Origin of the sequence: Leucobacter fengyongliangi (assembly GCF_050971685.1) — a bacterium.
Classification (GTDB): Bacteria; Actinomycetota; Actinomycetes; order Actinomycetales; family Microbacteriaceae; genus Leucobacter.
This window is the reverse complement of the sequence record NZ_JBPCEU010000017.1, coordinates 19,137-37,088: the sequence shown is the minus strand read 5'-3', so window position 1 is coordinate 37,088 and position 17,952 is coordinate 19,137. Positions and strand designations below refer to the sequence as shown.

Sequence of the window (17,952 nt, the reverse complement as noted above, 5' to 3'; positions counted from 1 at the left end):
GCAGAGAAGAGATTGAGCCATGGCCCGAATTCCCCGTCGCATCCTCTCGGTGGCCTCCGAGTGCGCTCCGCTGGTGAAAACCGGCGGGCTCGCCGATGTGGTGGGCGCGCTCCCGGGTGCGCTGCAGCCTCTGGGCTGGCGCACGCGGATCCTCATGCCCGCTTACCCCGGACTCATCGAGCGGGTGGGCAAGACCCGACGGATCTGGCGAGACGATGACCTCTTCGGCGGCCCCGCCGTGATCCACTACGGAACCTATCAGGGGCTTGACCTGCTGCTGCTCGATGCGCCGCACCTGTTCGACCGGCCCGGCGACCCCTACAGCGACGGCGGTCAGGAGTATCCCGACAATCACGTGCGCTTCGCCGCACTGTCCTGGGTCGCCGCGCGGCTCGCGATCGAGGGTACGAGCGATCGCTGGCGGCCCGATATCGTCCACGCCCACGATTGGCACGCCGGCCTGGTGCCCTCGTACCTGAAATACGCGGGCGAGCGGGTGCCGAGCGTGATGACGATCCACAACATCGCCTTTCAGGGCATCTTCGGCCCCGACCAGCTCGATCGGCTGCGCCTGCCGACCTGGGATTTTCACCCCGAGGCCCTCGAGTACCACGGCCTGGTGAGCTCCCTCAAGGCTGGCCTGATGCACGCGACCCGGGTAACCACGGTCAGCCCTACCTACGCCGAGGAGTTGACCACGCCGGAGTTCGGGTTTGGCCTCGAGGGGGTGATCGCGGCCCGGCGCGACCGCGGTGAACTGACGGGCGTCATCAACGGCATCGACACCACCGTGTGGAATCCGGCGAGCGACCCGCACGTGCTCGCCTACTCCGCCGATAAGCCCGGCGCCAAGGATCGCAATCGGCGTGCGCTCCTCGATGAATTCTCGCTCGAATCCCCAACTGGCCCGCTGGCCGTCGTCGTCACGCGACTCACGCATCAGAAGGGGGTGGATCTGCTCCTCGAGGCGCTGCCGCAGTTCCTCGAGGCAGGTGGCGCCGTCATCGTGCTCGGATCGGGAGACGCGGGCTACGAACACGGCCTGCGCGAGCTGGCATCCAGGTACCCGAGTCGCATGGGCGTGCGGATCGGCTACGACGAATCGCTCAGCCATCGGATGTATGCCGGCGGCGACCTCGTGCTCGTGCCGTCGCGCTTTGAGCCGTGCGGGCTGACCCAGTTGTACGGGCTGCGGTATGGCGCGCTGCCGCTCGTCGCCTCGACCGGGGGGTTGCGCGACACGGTCGTCGATGCCTCACCCGAGCACCTCGCAGACCGCACCGCCACTGGCTTCACCTTCACAGACATCGACGCGGCCGGGTTGGGCTGGGCGCTCACGCGCGCCCGCGAGTTATATGCGGATCGCCCGGCCTGGCTGAGGCTCCGCGACCAGGCCATGCGCACGCCCGTGGGCTGGGAGCCGTCGGCGGCCCGCTATGCCGAACTGTTTTCGGATCTGGTGCGATGACTGGCACAACCATTCGCACCGTCGCCCCGGGTCGGCCCTGGCCTATGGGTGTGACGCTGGAATCCGGCGGGGTCAACGTCGCCGTGTGGGCGCCCGAGGCCACGCTGCTCGAGTTTTGCCTCTTCGACGCGAACGATGCCGAGGAGCGGATCGCGCTTCCCGCGCGCGACGGCGGGATCTGGCACGCGCACGTCTCGGGCGTCGGCCCAGGTGCCCGGTATGGGCTGCGTGCCACAGGCCCGTATCTGCCGGCCGAGGGGCTCAGATTCAACCCGAACAAGCTACTCATCGACCCGTATGCGCGTGCGCTCGACGGCACGCTGACCTGGGATCCGCTGCTCGCCGGGTACGACGCCGCTGATGGCTCCGATCTCACCTTTGACACGCGCGACAGCGCCACGGTCGTGCCCAAGTGCGTGGTGACCGACGCTCATCCGGGCAGAACGACCGCGCCCGATCCCGCATCGAACCGGCCTCACCACGCGCCCCACGACCTCGTGATGTATGAGACGCACGTCAAGGGCATCTCGGCGGCGCATCCCGGCGTGCCCGAGCACCTGCGCGGCACTTACGCCGGCATGGCTCATCCCGTGATCATCGAGCATCTCGTGTCGCTCGGGGTGAACGCGGTTGAACTGATGCCTGTACAGGCATTCTTCGACGACCAATTCGTGGTCGAGCGAGGCTTGAAGAATTACTGGGGGTACCAGCCGATTACCTGGTTCGCGCCTGAACCACGCTACGCGCACCGCGATGCCGAGGCCGAGCTGCGCCACCTGATCCACACCCTGCACGAGGCGGGAATTGAGGTGATCATCGATGTGGTGTTCAATCACACCGGCGAGGGCGACGAGCTCGGCCCGACGCTCAGCTACCGCGGCCTCCACAATCGGGGGTACTACAGGCTGCTCGATCAGGGGCGTCACTACGTCAATGACACGGGCACCGGCAACACCCTGGCCGTGGATCAGCCGATGGTGCTGCGCCTGGTGCTCGATAGTCTGCGCCACTGGGCCCAGCACTATGGAGTTGATGGATTTCGGTTTGACCTGGCCGCAACCCTTGGCCGCACCGCGCACGGGTTCGATTCCGCAGGCGCTTTCTTCCAGTCGGTGCAGCAGGATCCCGTGCTCTCCACGGTCAGGCTTATCGCCGAGCCGTGGGATCTGGGGCCAGGCGGGTTTCAGCTTGGCCACTTTCCTCTCCCGTGGGCGGAATGGAACAGCCATTTTCGCGACGGCGTGCGCCGCGCCTGGAAGGGTGATCCACTCGGGCAGGTCAACCTCGGGTCGATACTGCTCGGCTCCGCCATCCTCTTCGACCATTCGGGGCGTGACACCGCTGCATCGGTGAACTTCATCACCGCGCACGACGGATTCACCTTGGCCGATCTGGTCTCGTATTCCGAGAAGCGCAACGAGGCGAACCTGGAGGAGAATCGCGACGGCCACGACGCGAACCACTCCGACAACCTCGGCTTCGAGGGGCCGAGCGACGACCACACCGTGGTCTCGGCGCGGGCGCGACGTGTGCGCGGAATGCTCGCGACCCTGTTGCTCTCGCAAGGGGTGCCGATGCTGCTCGCCGGTGACGAGATCGGCAACGTCCAGGGTGGAAACAACAACGCCTACCCGCAAGATAACGAGCTGGGATGGGTCGACTGGGCCTCGCCCGACACCGAGCTGCTCGACCTGGTACGGCGCCTGACTGAGGTGCGGCGCCGGCTCCCGGTGCTGCGTCAGCGCCACTACCTGCACGGTGCCCTGCGTCAGGATGGGCATCAAGACGTGGTGTGGCGCCTGGCGGACGGCAGCGAGCCCGGGCCAGAGGACTGGAATGATCCGGAGTGCCGGTTGATGGCCGCAGAATTGCGCGGAGCGGCCGGCCATGCGCACGGTGAGTCGCTCACCGACGCGGTGTTCCTGATCGTCAACGTGGGGGGCGCGAGCGAGGTGCACCTGCCGCCAGCTGGCGCTGGTCTGAGTTGGCACCTCGAAATCGATACGGCTCGGCCCTTGGCGATGGATGCCGCGACGAGCACCCCATCGGGCAGCTACCCGACACTCGCGCAGTCGGTCGTGCTGTTCTCCACGGTGCCTGGCGTCAGTTCCGACCAAAGCCAAGACACGAGTCACCGCACCCACACCGCCCCCACCACCCGAAAGGTCACTCCGTGAGCGAGTCCCACCCCCCGCGACCACCCGCGCGTTCACCGGTGCACGCGGCCGCCGCAACCGATGAGTGGTGGCGCAGCGCTGTCATCTACCAGGTGTACCCGCGCTCGTTCGCCGATTCCGATGGCGATGGGGTCGGCGACCTGCCGGGCATCACCTCCCGGCTGTCGTACCTGGGGGAGCTCGGCGCAGACGCGGTGTGGATCAGCCCGTTCTTTGTCTCGCCGCAGGCCGACGGCGGATACGACGTCGCCGACTACTGTGATGTGGATCCCGTCTTCGGAACCCTCGCCGATGCCGACGCGCTCATCGCACGCGCCCATGAGCTGGGGCTGCGCGTGCTCGTCGATCTCGTGCCAAACCACACGAGCGACAAGCACCCCTGGTTTCTCGCGGCGCTCGCCGCCACACCGGGCTCCCCCGAGCGCGACTGGTACATCTTCCGCGATCCAGACCCCGCCGACCCGGAGCGACTCCCCAACAACTGGCCCTCGGTGTTTGGCGGGCCGGCGTGGTCGAAGGCGCCCGATGGGCAGTGGTACCTGCACCTATTCGATTCCGGACAGCCCGATCTCAATTGGGAGAATCCCCGCGTGCGGGCGGCGTTCCTCGATATTCTGCGCTTCTGGCTGGACCGCGGGGTGGATGGATTCCGCGTCGACGTCGCCCACGGCATGATCAAGGCTCCGGGGCTCCCGGATTTCGCGCACACCGCAGAGGATCTGCAGGCCGGCGTGATCCCCACGCACGCTGCCCCCTTCTGGGATCAGGATCGCGTGCACGAGATCTACCGGTCGTGGCGCCAGCTGCTTGAGAGCTACCCGGGCGAACGCGCCATGGTGGCAGAAGCGTGGGTGCAGCCGCACGACCGGCTGGCACGCTACGTGCGACCCGACGAGCATCACCAGGCGTTCAACTTCGCGATTCTCAGTTCGGCCTGGAGCGCGGATGCGCTGCGCACGAGCATCACCGATTCCTTCCGCGCGAACGATTCGGTCGGTGCCCCCACGACGTGGGTGCTCTCGAATCACGATGTGATCCGCCACGCTACCCGGCTCGGGTGGGTGGGCGATGAAGCGACACCGCAGCTCGGCACCCGCGTGCCGACTCCGAACCCCGAGCTCGGCCTGCGGCGTGCGCGTGCGGCAACCACGCTGCTGCTCGCGCTTCCCGGCGGCGCATACCTGTATCAAGGCGAGGAACTCGGTTTGCCCGAGGTGCTCGAACTCGATGCGCACGTGCGGCAGGATCCGACATTTCGCAGAACGGAGGGCGCAGTGCTCGGGCGGGACGGGTGCCGCGTGCCGATCCCGTGGGAACGACACGCACCGGCCTTTGGCTTCAGCCCATCGGGACAGTCCTGGCTCCCCCAGCCGACGGGTTTCGGCGAGCTTGCGATGGATCAGCAGGAGGGGGTCAGCGGATCCACCCTGGAGCTGTATCGCGCTCTGCTCGCCACGCGCCGCTCTCGGAGCCTCGGCACGGGAGCGCTGGCGTTCGTCGAACTCGGCGAGCAGGTCGTCGCATTCGACATCACGAGTGAGGTGGGCGTGACCCACGTGGTGCTGAACCTCGGCGTGGCAGATTGGCCGATCCCCGCGCACTTGCAGATCCTCGTGTCGAGTTCGCCGACGGTGACGGACCGCCTGCCCACCGACTGCGCGGTGTGGCTCGCCGACCACTCCGCGTGAACGAGTTACGGCTCCGCTGCACTCACTGTGTCGTCACTCACTGTGTCGCCGCGTGTAGTTGCCTGAGCTCAGATCAGCGCGTCGGCTTCGATCTCCACCTTGAGACCGGGAGCTGCAAGGCCCACCACCGCGAGAATCACGATTGACGGGCGGATCTCGCCAAACACTTCGCCGTGCACGTCGCCGACGGCATCGAAATCCGCGATATCTGCGAGGTAGACGCGGGTGCGCACCACATCACTCAATGAGGCACCGGCTTGCTCGAGCGCGGCGCCGATGCGGCGGAATACCTCGCGAGCCTGATCCGCCGCGTTCTCACCCACATCACCGGCCGTAGTGCCCGAGACGAATACGAAGTCGCCCTTTCTGACAGCGCGGGAGTAGCCCATCTGCGCTTCGTAGGGTGAGCCGGAGGAGATATTGATGCGATCAGACATGCACGTGCTTTCTGGTGAGGAACGATTCAGCGGGGTTTCGCTGGTTCCTATTTTGGCGGATCCGCGGCGCATCGTTTGACACTCACACTCCTCGCTCCTCGTGCTTCACCTCTCGTGTCGAAGATCGCGAATGCGCGACTGTGTGCCTCGGGACTAACGTGGCATTCTTCACTGCACCGCGGTCGCGGTTCCTTCATCTGCAGATACCACGAAGTCGGTGGATTTGGATCACTTCGACCAGGATTCCTCAGAGGGTCTCTGGGAGTTCTCCGGTTTTCCGGGGCGCCAGGTCGACCAGGCGAGCAACGCAGCGACAAGACCAAGAGCAGCAAGCGTGAGTGCGGTCAGCGGAAGCCCGAAAGCCGCACCCATCGCGCCTGCGAGTGGATAGGTGAGGATGAAACACGCGTGAGACAGGGAGAACTGTGCGGCAAAAACGGCGGGACGATCGACTTCGACTGAGTTACGCCTGAGAAGTCGGGCCGACGGCGTAAGGATCATTGATGTGGCCATGCCAAGAATCGCCCACACAGCAAGCATTCCAGCCCAGACGGCAGCGCTCGGTTGGATGTTGATCAGTGCGCCTGATGCGAGGAGGCCCACGGGGAGGATGAGCGCACCGGCGATCATTACCGGCCGATCTGCAAACTTGTCCAGTACAGGTGGGAGTGCGAGCGCTACCATCATCGACCCCGCCCCGTAGAAAGCAAGCATCACCGCCACGTCAACTTGAGGGCGTGCGAGCACACCCTGCACAAGCACGACGGTGTTGACGATCACCATCGCGGTCGAGGCTGCGACAACGAGGTTCATCGCGAGCAGCGCGCGAAGTTCTCGGGAAAGCCAAAAGATTCGTGCACCTCGCGTGAGCCGGTCGATGAATCGTGTCGGCGGAACAAACGCCATTTTTGGGAACGGAGTGAACGACACCAGGAGGGTTGAAGCAAGGAAACCAATGATGGTTCCAACGAAGAGGTTGTTGTAGGTCGTCACGGTGAGCAGAGCTGCGGCAATCATCGGACTGAGCAACGATTCCAAATCATAGGCGAGACGAGATAGCGAGAGGGCTCGCGTGTACTCACGTTCGTCGGGCAGGACCTCGGGAATCACCGCTTGAAACGCGGGCGTAAACGTCGCTGACGCAGCTTGGAGCAAGAAAATCAGAATGTAGATCTGCCACGCGTCGGTCACAAACGGGAGCCCAATGGCGACCGCGGCTCGCACCAAGTCTGCAGTGATGAGCACCGCTTTTCGCGGCACATGCGCGGTGACGGCGGCAACAACTGGCGACACGGCCACATATGCGACCATCTTGATAGTCAGCGCGGTACCGAGAACGATTCCCGCATTTCCACCAGCAATATCGAATGCAAGCAATCCCAACGCCACGGTGAGGAGACCGGTACCGAGCAGCGCAATAACCTGCGCGGAGAAGAGCTTTGCGTAGCTCCCGTTTCGCAGCACGCTAAGCACGACACTGCCCAAGCTGGGTGATTGCACGCGGGCGAACCCTGTGATGATGCGCTTGCCGCGCAGCTCCCGAGCGACTCGCCCGATGCGGTGCATCGGTGACCATATGACACACGTTAGCAGCCGCGTCCGCCACGACCGGGCTCCCGGAGCCGGGATTTTCAAGCCCAACGCCATCCACTATTTCTGTCCTAAAAGCCAAAAAGAACATCCCCGCATGAGCGGGGATGTTCAGCGAGTGGAAGTAAGGGGAATACTGTCGAAAAGTGCCCCGCCCTTGCGCCGCATAGTGAGTACCCATCATCTCATCCGACAGCGACCTCTGCTACAGCGTCGCCACGGCCGGAAACTCCCCACTCATCTCCCGCCTTTGAGCGAGGAGAAGCTGGTCATCGCTGAAGCTCGATACGAAGCAGGCGCGACTCTCAAGGCGATTGCTTCAGACCTTGGAATCAGCCGCCAGTCACTTGCGCACCAGCTACGCAAGCGCGGGTTGAAACTCCGAGGCCGTGCTCCTGAGCCGCACGAGGTCGATGAGATGCGTCGCCGATACGAGGCTGGCGACTCGCTTGAAACGGTCGGCAGCAGACTTGGGTTCTCGGCGGGCACAGTGCGCACCTGGCTCATCGACTCAGGAGTCGCAATGCGCGATACCCACGGTCGCAGCAAATAAATCGTCCACTGCACGTGAATACTCCGGGATAGGTCGCCTGTCCGAGCCTAATTAGGCGTGGCCTTGCCAGTCCACTACGACCCGGTCAATGTGCTGAGGTAGCTCGGCAATCCTCTCCTCATCAGTCCAACTTGCGATGAAATCGGGGTCGTTGCTCTTAGGGGCGTCCACAACATCTCGAATACGCACCGCTACTGGCACTCCGGTACTCACCCCGGTAACCAGAGCATGTTGCTGAGCAAGGCCCGGCAGTTGATCGAGAAGGGCACGAGAACTCAGCGCAGTGGCGTGACGAAGCAGTGCTTGATCTGACTCGTGGGTAAGTCTGTGCGCGATTACTGTGCCACACTGCGCAACGACAGTCTCACTCAGCTCACTCGGACGCTGGCTCGCGAGCAGAAGGGATATTCCGAACTTTCTGCCTTCTTTTGCGATGCGTTCGAAGACGGCAGTTGAGCGGCTTCCGCCTCCGTTGCTGTCATGGCGAGCCGGGATGAAGCGGTGTGCTTCTTCGAGCACCAGCAGCAATGGGTGTCTCGCGCGAGGATCACTGCGCACAGCAAAGTCGAAGAGGATACGACCAAGCAGCGCCGTTACGTTCTCAAGTACATCACTGGCGATAAGGCTCAGGTCGAAGATAGTAACCGACGGGCCAGAATCGTGGTTCTTCGTTTGCTCTCGATAATTTGCGGCGGCGGGCCAATCTGATGAATCGTTGTCCTTCGTCGGGTCGGCTCCCATCACTGCACGCAGATAGGTACCAAGGGGGTCATCGTGTTTCTCGACCCTGGTCATGAAGTCGTATCTGCCATCGGCAAGGAGGCGGCTGAGGCGCATCTGCAGTGTCGCGACGTATCCAGCGATCTTGTTGTCATTAGCCTGTTCCAGCTGGATACGGTTCGGCATGAAGAAGTCACAGAGCTGTTGCAGATCATAGAACACCGGAGCGTCGAAGTCTGCACCGGTCGCACCGCTGCCGAGACCAAGTTCACTCAATGCAGTGGTTATGTGCTGTTTGAGTTCACGGACGAGTTTCCCGACTATCTCTCGATGTTTTGGCGTGAGCGCTGCCCACTTCGGATTATTGGTCAGTCCAGAGTCGGCTATAGCTTTAGTGACGAGAGGAGCCATTGCCTCCCAATGTGACTTAATCGGCGAGGCCTGTTTTGCCTGGAACTCAACAAGTCGAGAAAGATCGGTGAGCTGACGGAAGGTCGGCCCTTCCGCATCCTTGTCGTTCGAGAATTGCGCCTCAACTATCGCGAGAGTATTCCGCACGTTGTCGAGCCGATCTGCTTCGACGTGGGAGGTGGCACCGGCGATTCTTGCGTCTGCAACCGCGCGCTGAAGCACTGGAGCCTGTACGCCTTCGCTGGCGCGCAGGAGAGCTAGGTGCTCTTCGTTGTTCATGAACCAATGCGGCAAGAACAGACCCGACTCAGTACCTGGCTCAGGGCCGAGGACAATGGTGCGCGTTTTCTGCCCACGAGAGCTGTCGTTCGCAAAGGACTGAGCGTACTCTCCGTTGATATCGAAGATGACTATGTGGCCGCTGCTGATCTGATTATCGAGAAGGCCGTCGATTAGTGCGGTGACTGTGCACGATTTCCCTGATCCAGTGGATCCGACAACAGCGCAGTGGTGCCCAAGAAGGAGATTGGCATCGAGATAAACGTCTTGTTCTGAAGCAATTGCTGACGAGCCTAAACGGACTGAAGGCACCTCCTTGGGAAGAAATATGTTCTTGACCTCGGCAGGAGTCGCCGTCCTGACCGGCGCGTGAAGCGACGGATAGGCAGTCAGCCCCGATTTGAACTTCTCCCCTTCGAAACGACCAACCACCGACGCCTCAAGCTCATAAGAAGCTTGGTCGTCCTCGCTGAGCAGTCCGCGACCAGGCGCTATCTCATTGCGCCTCACGATGGAAACACCTGTAATGATCGCTACTACCCGATGAGCACCGGCCGGTGCGGTCACATATGAGTTGACAACTCCCACAGTCTGAAGACCGTCAGGCCCTACTTTGGTGAAACCTTTCGAACCAATATCCAGCGACACTTTCAGAGTCGTGCTCTGCACGGCCGTCACCCGGCCGATAACACCTACCTCACTCATCGCCTGAAGAGTCTTCCTTCTTCTGCGCGGAGGTGAAGTTCTCGAGCGATTCAATAAGGTTCATGATCGCAGCTGGGGCGTTGACCTGCAGATCGAGTCCCGACTCGGGCAGCAGGTCAACCATGTGAATGAACTCTCCGGCTTTGCCAGTCAAGACGGCGATACGCGAGTCATCTCCGGCAGCCAGAGCAGCCAGCGGAGTGTCCTTCGTCTCAATTCCCTGCGTCGCCAGGGTTGTACCTACGAGGTCATCGTCGAGGACAGCTTTCAGCAGCGATTCCTGTTCCAAAATGGCACAGGGATCGACCGCCAGAACATTGATCGCTGGGTTGATCGCCAAGCTGCGCAGGAGAATCCGGTTGATGTGAGGGTCACCAAATCCATAGCCGATCGTCACTACCGCGGTGTCATTCTGTTGAACTGCATCGCTCAGCAAGCGCATGAGATCGGAATACGGATATGAAAGGGAATCGCCTTCTTTTGCGGCCGTGGGATAGATAAGTACGGGCTCTTGTATCGAAGCGCTGCCCTCTGGAACCTGCACGACCTCGAGCGTCGTGACTCCGGTCTCAGCGCTGATGCGTGGCTTCCAGTTCAAACTGCCGTGGATCTTGTGTAAATAGAGCGCGCTGTCGGCTCGGGCGACCACTTGTTGCGAAGTTGTCTCGACGCGGTGGAAGTCCAGTCCGTAGTAAGCAAGGTTCAGACGCCGTTCGACCGTGCCACTGAACCCGTCAATATAGGGGTATCCCAGTTCATCGAGTGACCGTTCGAGAACGAGATCATAGTTCGTCGTGAACAGCTTGGGCCTTGGGAGGTTGGCTCGTCGGCTTCGAACGATCCGCGAGAGGAACTGCCGATGAGCCGCGAGGGGATCTTCAAGATGGCAGTCTGAGGTAGGGAGTTCACAGGCATGAGCAAAAGCAACGTTGATCTTGCCCTTGAGCTGTTCGATTTGCTCCTTGGTGAAACTCTTTACATTGTCTCCGCTGCTAAAAGTCACCTCCGCGAGTCCGGTTTGATCGGCAAGCGAGGCTCCCAGTTGTAGCCCGTTGAGCAGCTTCTCCAGGTCTCCGTCATCTTTGGGATTGAGGAAAGCTAGAAGATCTGTGTCCGTCTTGTCCAGCTGTTCCCCGGCGTCTTCAATGAGTGATTGCACTGCATCGTTATTGAGATTACGCGTTTGCGGCGACCCCAGATGGAATGATGCGCCCGAGCCGATAAGCAATACAAGGTTTTGAACCTGTAACAGTGAGGCAATGTGGTCTTGCACGACGTGCCGGTCTTGGTCGGTAAGCCGTGACTTCACGGTGCCGCCGACAAGAAATAGCCCTGGAACTGAATTTCCCGGATCGAAACTACTCATGCCAGCCCTGTCTCTTCACTCAATGCCCCGATGGGCATGGCTCCTCACCGTCACGTTATCAGTTTGTAGAGCGCGGATCGTCTGCCCTGAGCAGGTGCCCTTCTGGTCTGCTCTGGGCAGACAACGCCTCAGTTGCTCGTCACCGTTGTCGTACCTTCCCGACACACTATCCGTGTATCAGGAGGGCGACATGGCCGATATGACGTTTGAGAACGTAACCGATGAGCGAACCGCGCGGGCGGTGATCGCGTCAGTAACCGAAACCGGCGATTTTCAGACCAACACCGTGCTTCGGCTCGCTGGGAACGGTCTCGATACACTCCGGCTTGCCCTGAGCAACGAGTTGATCGTCGGGATGCAGCGCGCTGACTTGCACCTGTGGCGGCGACGATTCGATGTCGCCGACCCCGTGCAGGTGTTTGAAGGAATCGAGCAAAGCGAACGGCTCGGGCAGCATATTCTGATCCCCGGCGATCCTCATTGGCCTGCTGCGCTTGATCCTCTCGATCACCGCACGCCGCTCGCGCTCTGGACGCAGGGAGACACGACCTTGCTCGCAGACTCGTTGGCGAGCCGCGCCGCGCTTATTGGCACCCCCAACCCATCTCTATATGGACTGCAGATGGCCACAGCACTGGCCGCTGATCTCGCCGCAGATGGGCGCACTATCGTTTCGTTCCCCGATGACGGCATCGCTGAGGCCGCAATCACCTCCGCACTCAAGCACAACGACCGCGTGATTCTCGTCATGCCCGATCCGATCAATCAATCACAGATCGAAAACTACGACTGGCTGGAGCAGGCCGCAACGACCAGCCTGCTCGTCACTGATCGCCCGCCGAGCGACATACGACATACCAGCGCGTTGACCGCGAACGGTCTCCTTGCTGCGCTCTCCGGCATGACGACCGTTGTTGAGGAACAGGCCGGCTGGGATTACCGCTGGACTGGCGCCCCGTTCCATGCGGCAGCCTATGGCAGACCTGTTGGCGCGGTGCCGGGGCGTGCAACCGATGTTGCTAGCCACGGCACCAACGCGCTCATCCGCGAGGGTCGCGCGACCCTCGTGCAAAGTCACACCGACATCACCGAACTCTTAGATGCATCGCCGCGTGGTCTTCTCACGGCGACACTTGCGCAGAATACCCCGCAACACACCGTTGCTCGTGAGTACAGTCTCACCAGATAGTCCAGGCTCCGAGTGGTGGTAATAGACGTTGAACAACGACAGTCAGCTTGCGTTCGATCTTGACGAGCTCGTGCGTGAGGATCTCCGCGCGAACCCACCCGAGTGGCAGGGCGCGCCACTGCACTTCACCACCGACTACTTCTCGCCGGGCGAGCTACAGGCCGCGTTTGAGCATTGGCAGCTTCTCAATGGCCGTTTCGGGTCGATCCCGCATAGCCGTATGTGGCACACCGGATACGGATGGCTCAATGGTGGCACCGAGTACGGCGATCACCGCCTCGTCATGTTCTCAGCTGACCTGCGCCCCGAGCCGAAGTGCGAGGGGCCGGGCGACCTCATGTATCTCGCGGTCTGCGAACCATGCGAGTGGCATCAGGTCAGCGACTCGGAAATCGATAGCGTCGAGGGGTGGCACAATCACGCGATCCCGAACTGGCGTGAGCTACCAGTCGTGCCCGCGCAGATTCGGGTGCGCGATGGCGGCGGCTTCACCAAGTTAGGCCGCAAATGGATCGCAGCGCACTACCCGGCCGAGATGCAAGTGTCTGGTGCACCGATCATCACCGAGCGCGCACGCTACGCGACTCGACACGTCGCCGAATACTCGCCCCGGGGCGGCTATGACCTCTCATCAACCGCTCTTGATCGACCCTTGCCTGAGCCGAGTACTGAGGCCCCCGCTGCACATCTCAAGAGTGCTGCGCCTGTGCATACACCGAGGCACAGGGTCTCAGCCGTTCCTGAACATGCTGTGCTTTTCAGGCCTTCAGGCGTACAGTTAGGAGCACACGGCAAATAAGCCCCGCCTGGGGAATGACGGAGCAGCCTGAGCTGCGAAGTGCTTTTACACGAATCTGACCGCCGGTAGATCTGTAAAGGACTCCGTCATGCTCACTATCATCTGGCATCTCAGTAGCTTCGCGAACGATCTGTTGCAGCGGTACGCTCCGACGAACCGGCTGATCTGGTTCCTGCACCGCCGCGAAAATCTCCGCTACGGTGTACCGGCGATGCTGCTCTCGATCCCCTACCTGTTGATCGCACGCGGCGCTCTCGCTCTGATCGAGGTGAGTGCTCCCGAGTGGCTGTATCTCGTGTTCATTCTCTGCATCTGGAACGCGATCAAGTTCCTCGTGTGGGGGCCGATCAGCCTGACGGTACTCGGCAAAGCGAGGTTGCGCGAGGCGCGCGAGCTGAAGCGCATGGCGCAAGAGACAGTTATTGACGAGTGCGGCGCCGAGCCTGCGACTTCTCGTCGGTAGCGGGGCCGTCTACTCAGAACAGTGTCGGGCCGTCGTACTTTGGTGCGGCGGCTCGACGCGCGCCGGATGCCGTTCGAGCGGTTCGCGCGGCACGCGCGGTCTGAGGTTCGGATGGGTTCAAGCGTTCGGCGAGCACGGCTTTCACGTCGCTCCAGATGTCGGGCCGTTCAGTATGGCGGTCTCGGTCGCACGAGCGGCGCAGGTCAGTGAGGAACCTGGTGCGCCGCTCTGGTGTGGAGAGTTGCTCGTAGTAGAACCCTGCACGGTCGTAGTGGGCGATGAACCCGAAGTAGCCCGAGTTGTAGAGGCCCTCGTAGAGCTGGTTCGTGAATCTGTCCTCCGGGTAATCGTCTGCGATGAATCGGAGTAGCGCGTTCACGAATCGTGCTTTGCGCGCTGCAGTTCCTGACGGATAGCCAGAGTCGAGGAACTTGTCGACGGGTGCTCGCTTCACGGCCATCGCTCACTCCTCGCTCACGGCTCTCGGGATGAGAACGAGGTGCGCTTGACTGACCGTGTTCGCTATCGTGTCGGGCCTCGATGCTCGCGCCCGGCTGTCGGCCTCGGCGCGTCAGACTGCGCTGTTTGGCGGGCGATCTGTTGGGCACGGATGAGCGCCACCCCGGCGCGTTCGTAGTCGATGCGTTGCCCGATGCTCTCCGGCTCGGCTCCGAGCGGCTGCGCCTCCCTGGGGTCGATGCTGTGCCGGTCTCGGTATGCGGCGATGGTCATCAGCCCTGATCGCCAGCGCGCCCGATCCTGCTCATTCTCCGGCGCGGCACCGACAGCGATCACCCACTGTTCGCCGCGTTCGAGGGCGGTGTCGATGATCGCGGCGGCGCGCGCTTCGATGAGTTCCCGCCGCTCATCGAGTGCGGCACGCATATCCGCGCTCATCTCTCCGACCGCCTCGGGCAGTAGTCCTACGATGAACCGAGCGCGCGGCAGCGCACTACCAGCGCCGAGCCTCGTTACGGCTTGTTCGAGTCGGTAGTGCAGTACGGAGGCGATGTCGTCGGCATCCGCGAAGCCACGCGCCCGCACAATCCTCGGCATGAGCGTATCGACCGGGTGCCCGCTGGCCTCGGCACGTCGGAGTTCGGCGACGAGCGCCCCGAACGTCTCCGCACTCACCGCCTCGTCTACCTGCGCGTCGGTCAGCCCGGATACCGCAAGCAACCGCGCCCACCTGTCCTGTTGCGCGGCGGCGGCGATCGTCTCGTATTCAGCGGCAAGCTGCGCGATCCCGCCCCATCGTTCCTGCTCGGCAGTGATCGTCTCGTGTGCCGAGAGTTCAGCCCCGACATGCTGAAGCACGCCCTGGAGCACGGTGCGGGCAGTCGCGTCGGGGTTCTCGCCGGGCTGCGGCACGCTGTGCGCGGGATCGAGCCGATCCGTGGCGACATAGGCTCGGTTCGAGTATCTGCCGCGCGTCATGGAGACGTAGAGCACTTCCCTGGTCGTGGTGGCTTCGACGAGTGTGTGTGCGGTATCGACGGTGACGCCCTGGGCACGGTGCGCGGTGACGGCGTAGCCGAGGTCGAGGTGCTCGGCAACGTAGGCGGCGGGCAACAAGATCCCGCCCCCGCGCCGCATGGTGGGTGGCCGCACGAAGACCGAGCCGTCATCGCGCACGTTCGTCACGACCCAGCGTTCACCGTTGCGCACCCATCCGTGTGCCGAGCGCAGGCGGCGGTCGTTCTTCCTCGTGATGATCGTGTCTCCCACACTCACGCGGCTGCCGTCGCCCAGTTCGATCTCGCGTTCAGCGGCGACGTAGCCGTGGGCGATGAGGTCGCGGCGTGCCCGCTGGTTCAGTTCGGTGACATTCTCGACGGTTTCTGCGATCAGGATCGTTCCTCGCCCGGCCTGCCGGTCTTCCCACCAGGCCCAGTACGCAGCCTCGGCCATCTCGTCAATGGTGCCGCCCCTAATCCTGCCATGCTCCATATAGGTGTCGATCACGGGGACGCGGCCGTGGCGCAACTCGAGCGAGGCGCGTTTCTCCCAGTCGTGTTTCAGCCGCCACACCTCCGTCAACTCCGGCGTGCCCTCAGCGCGGTCGTTCACGATCAGGGTGAACGCGCCGCCCACGCCGACCGACTGCAACTGTGCCGGGTCACCAACAAGCAGCACTTTCGCTCCGACCCGCTCAGCCTCACGGGTGATGAGGTCGAGCGAGTGCGTACCCGCAAGCGACGCCTCATCAAGAATCACCAGCTGACCGCGTGTGAAGGTCTGCCCGGTGCGCTCGAACACTTCCCGCCATTTCGCGGTGTTATCGGTCGGGACGCCGAGTTCATCAGCGAGCACTCCTGCCGCGACTGCTGACGGGGCAAGCCCAACCACTGACCCCTCACCGTGCTTCCATTCCCAGGCACGACGCAATGCGCCCAGCGTCGTAGTCTTCCCAGTACCTGCAGGCCCCACGAGAACATCGACGGTGCGGCCTGAGACCGCGATCCGGGCGAGTGCGTCGCGTTGGTCGGGGCCGAGCGTGCGCCCCTCATTATCGGGTTCGTTCGCGAAGCGTTCGATCGTGTCGAGCGCGAGCCTGGGGCCGGCCATGCCCCGCGCTCTCGCGATCAGCCGATCCTCCGCCGCAAGCAACGCTGTCGATGAGAACAGTGTCGAGTGCTTCGGCCGGAATCTTGTGGAGCCATCAGCGCGCCGGAACTCGGCGGGTGTGACGGCAAGTTCGGGCGGGGTGAGCCTGAGCGATGCTTGCTCGGCGGCATCCGCGATCATGCCGACGATGACCTCGCGATCCTCGCTTGACGCGAACCTGAGCCACATGGACTGCCGGGCTGCTTCGGCCATGAGGTTCCAGCGTCGCCAGGTCGAACGTTTCTCGCCCACGGTCTCGATCACTTGCTTCCCGAGGGCTGCGATCATGTCGAGTGGTACATCATCGGCGCGCAACAACCGCACGCCCGAGCTTCTGGGGTCGTGTTGCCACGCAACACTGATCGCCCACGCCGTCGCATCTTCACCGAGGATCACTGTTGCACGATCCCGCCACTCGCTCGTGAGGTCATCCAGCGATCGCACGTCTTTCTCGGGGCGTGTTGCGAGCGTGGCCTCCTGCAACAGCTTGATGACCTGAGCCGACGACGGCCTGCGGCCGTGCCGTGCCACGAACTCCGCAATAAGGCGTTCTTTCTCGACCTCAATATCGCGTGCGCGACTCGAGAACGCTTTGATCAATTCCTCCGGCACATCACTGATCGCCCACGACTGGTTCCGACCAGCAGCTTGCTCGCGTGACTCCCACGAGACCCCAAGCAGCCGGGTGAGTGAGTCAGCGAAGATCGCCTCATGAAGTTCGCTCAGCGCGACCGTCGCTGCGTGCAGAGGTCGCCCGTCAAGCGCGAGCCAACGCATGGTCTGGGCGTGCTGCACCTTGTTCGACACCACCACATGCGTATGCAGGTAGGGGTCTTGCAACCTGGAGTCGTAGTGGTCATACGCGGCTGCAACAACCCCAGCGACGTCGAGTTGCAGCACCGCACCGTCAGGGCCGCGCGCTCCTCCCCGTGTTGCAGTGACCTCGCGCTCCATGAACTGCAACACATCAGCTATCGCGGCATGGTGCGCTTCCCAGATGAGTTGTTGCGTGCCCCCATCAGCCACCGCCCACAACACGGATGCTGACTTCGGAATCGAGAAAGTGAAGTCGTAACCAGCGACCGCCTTACGGCTCTTCTTCGCCGCTTCCTCCGCCTCAATCACCGTGACCGCTTCGGCGCGCTGTGATGGCGTGAGTTCAGGATCGAGCGCGGCAATGCGAGCGGCAACGCGCTCATCGAGCGTCTGGAACTGGCTGTAAGGTCGCCCAAGCGCATCACCCGTCACGGGATCGCGGCCCATCCCGATGAGCAGTTGGAGTTGCGTCTCGGTCACCGTATCCCCGCCCACAATCTGACCGTCCGCGAGGCCACTCAGGCCAGAACCGAGCCATCTGCCGGGTGGGGTTCCCTCTTCGCTGTAGTAGCGAGTCAACGGGGTCGACAAGGCTCTATCGCCGTCGCCATACGCGACCGACTTCAGGAGGTACTTGTACCCATCGCCCGCCGTCATGCGACGCATCGAAACTGTCATCGGAGG

13 protein-coding genes are annotated in these 17,952 nt (G+C 62.6%); 7 read left to right on the top strand and 6 right to left on the bottom strand.

Going from position 1 to position 17,952, the window contains the following annotated elements:
• The first annotated feature begins 19 nt into the window (after positions 1-19).
• The 3 genes from glgA to ACR0R4_RS12060 are packed head-to-tail and all read left to right on the top strand — an operon-like array spanning position 20 to position 5,333.
• Entirely contained in the window at positions 20-1,468 is a 1,449-nt protein-coding gene (gene glgA, locus ACR0R4_RS12070) for a glycogen synthase GlgA (RefSeq protein WP_433647682.1), read from the top strand.
• Positions 1,465-3,645, top strand: a complete 2,181-nt coding sequence (glgX, locus tag ACR0R4_RS12065; RefSeq protein ID WP_433647681.1) for a glycogen debranching protein GlgX — start codon at positions 1,465-1,467, stop codon at positions 3,643-3,645. Before glgA ends, glgX begins: the two co-directional genes overlap by 4 nt.
• Positions 3,642-5,333, top strand: coding sequence for a glycoside hydrolase family 13 protein (locus ACR0R4_RS12060; protein ID WP_433647680.1), 1,692 nt, complete (start codon positions 3,642-3,644; stop codon positions 5,331-5,333). Before glgX ends, ACR0R4_RS12060 begins: the two co-directional genes overlap by 4 nt.
• 68 nt (positions 5,334-5,401) lie before the next feature.
• On the opposite strand, the gene ACR0R4_RS12055 is transcribed toward ACR0R4_RS12060, so the two are convergent.
• Entirely contained in the window at positions 5,402-5,770 is a 369-nt protein-coding gene (locus tag ACR0R4_RS12055; protein ID WP_433647679.1) for a RidA family protein, read from the bottom strand.
• Between the two features lie 228 nt (positions 5,771-5,998).
• Positions 5,999-7,336 carry an MFS transporter gene (locus tag ACR0R4_RS12050; RefSeq protein ID WP_433647678.1) on the bottom strand — a complete coding sequence of 446 codons (1,338 nt, stop codon included), beginning with the start codon at positions 7,334-7,336 and terminating at the stop codon, positions 5,999-6,001.
• A 274-nt stretch (positions 7,337-7,610) separates the two neighbouring features.
• On the opposite strand from ACR0R4_RS12050, the gene ACR0R4_RS12045 reads away from it, so the two are divergent.
• On the top strand, positions 7,611-7,913 hold the full coding sequence (locus ACR0R4_RS12045) for a helix-turn-helix domain-containing protein (protein ID WP_079941015.1): 303 nt from the start codon (positions 7,611-7,613) through the stop codon (positions 7,911-7,913).
• 51 nt (positions 7,914-7,964) lie between these two features.
• On the opposite strand, the gene ACR0R4_RS12040 is transcribed toward ACR0R4_RS12045, so the two are convergent.
• Both ACR0R4_RS12040 and ACR0R4_RS12035 read right to left on the bottom strand, forming a co-directional pair.
• On the bottom strand, positions 7,965-10,028 hold the full coding sequence (locus ACR0R4_RS12040; protein ID WP_079941016.1) for an ATP-binding protein: 2,064 nt from the start codon (positions 10,026-10,028) through the stop codon (positions 7,965-7,967).
• Positions 10,021-11,394 carry an SIR2 family protein gene (locus ACR0R4_RS12035; RefSeq protein ID WP_079941017.1) on the bottom strand — a complete coding sequence of 458 codons (1,374 nt, stop codon included), beginning with the start codon at positions 11,392-11,394 and terminating at the stop codon, positions 10,021-10,023. Before ACR0R4_RS12035 ends, ACR0R4_RS12040 begins: the two co-directional genes overlap by 8 nt.
• A 190-nt stretch (positions 11,395-11,584) precedes the next feature.
• Between ACR0R4_RS12035 and ACR0R4_RS12030 the strand changes: the two genes are divergently transcribed.
• The 3 genes from ACR0R4_RS12030 to ACR0R4_RS12020 all read left to right on the top strand — a co-directional run bounded on the left by ACR0R4_RS12030 (position 11,585) and on the right by ACR0R4_RS12020 (position 13,845).
• On the top strand, positions 11,585-12,583 hold the full coding sequence (locus ACR0R4_RS12030; RefSeq protein ID WP_200769278.1) for a DNA-processing protein DprA: 999 nt from the start codon (positions 11,585-11,587) through the stop codon (positions 12,581-12,583).
• 28 nt (positions 12,584-12,611) lie between these two features.
• Positions 12,612-13,382 carry a DUF6349 family protein gene (locus ACR0R4_RS12025; RefSeq protein ID WP_079941020.1) on the top strand — a complete coding sequence of 257 codons (771 nt, stop codon included), beginning with the start codon at positions 12,612-12,614 and terminating at the stop codon, positions 13,380-13,382.
• An 88-nt stretch (positions 13,383-13,470) separates the two neighbouring features.
• Positions 13,471-13,845, top strand: coding sequence for a hypothetical protein (locus ACR0R4_RS12020; protein WP_079941021.1), 375 nt, complete (start codon positions 13,471-13,473; stop codon positions 13,843-13,845).
• Positions 13,846-13,858: 13 nt separating this feature from the next.
• Here the strand turns inward: ACR0R4_RS12020 and ACR0R4_RS12015 are convergent, their stop codons facing one another.
• Together ACR0R4_RS12015 and mobF are read right to left on the bottom strand one after the other, a co-directional pair.
• The gene (locus ACR0R4_RS12015; protein WP_079941022.1) at positions 13,859-14,305 is read right to left on the bottom strand and encodes a hypothetical protein; all 447 of its coding nucleotides are present in this window, start codon (positions 14,303-14,305) and stop codon (positions 13,859-13,861) included.
• 62 nt (positions 14,306-14,367) lie between these two features.
• Complete coding sequence (mobF, locus tag ACR0R4_RS12010) at positions 14,368-17,946, bottom strand: MobF family relaxase (protein ID WP_079941024.1); 3,579 nt, start codon at positions 17,944-17,946, stop codon at positions 14,368-14,370.
• Between the last annotated feature and the right edge of the window lie 6 nt (positions 17,947-17,952).

Excerpts from the sequence above, each read along its gene's own strand:
- glgA (WP_433647682.1), top strand. The coding sequence starts at position 20 with ATGGCCCGAATTCCCCGTCGCATCCTCTCGGTGGCCTCCGAGTGCGCT.
- glgX (WP_433647681.1), top strand. The coding sequence starts at position 1,465 with ATGACTGGCACAACCATTCGCACCGTCGCCCCGGGTCGGCCCTGGCCT.
- ACR0R4_RS12055 (WP_433647679.1), bottom strand. The coding sequence starts at position 5,770 with ATGTCTGATCGCATCAATATCTCCTCCGGCTCACCCTACGAAGCGCAG.
- ACR0R4_RS12050 (WP_433647678.1), bottom strand. The coding sequence starts at position 7,336 with ATGCACCGCATCGGGCGAGTCGCTCGGGAGCTGCGCGGCAAGCGCATC.
- ACR0R4_RS12040 (WP_079941016.1), bottom strand. The coding sequence starts at position 10,028 with ATGAGTGAGGTAGGTGTTATCGGCCGGGTGACGGCCGTGCAGAGCACG.
- ACR0R4_RS12035 (WP_079941017.1), bottom strand. The coding sequence starts at position 11,394 with ATGAGTAGTTTCGATCCGGGAAATTCAGTTCCAGGGCTATTTCTTGTC.
- ACR0R4_RS12030 (WP_200769278.1), top strand. The coding sequence starts at position 11,585 with ATGGCCGATATGACGTTTGAGAACGTAACCGATGAGCGAACCGCGCGG.
- ACR0R4_RS12020 (WP_079941021.1), top strand. The coding sequence starts at position 13,471 with ATGCTCACTATCATCTGGCATCTCAGTAGCTTCGCGAACGATCTGTTG.
- ACR0R4_RS12015 (WP_079941022.1), bottom strand. The coding sequence starts at position 14,305 with ATGGCCGTGAAGCGAGCACCCGTCGACAAGTTCCTCGACTCTGGCTAT.
- mobF (WP_079941024.1), bottom strand. The coding sequence starts at position 17,946 with ATGACAGTTTCGATGCGTCGCATGACGGCGGGCGATGGGTACAAGTAC.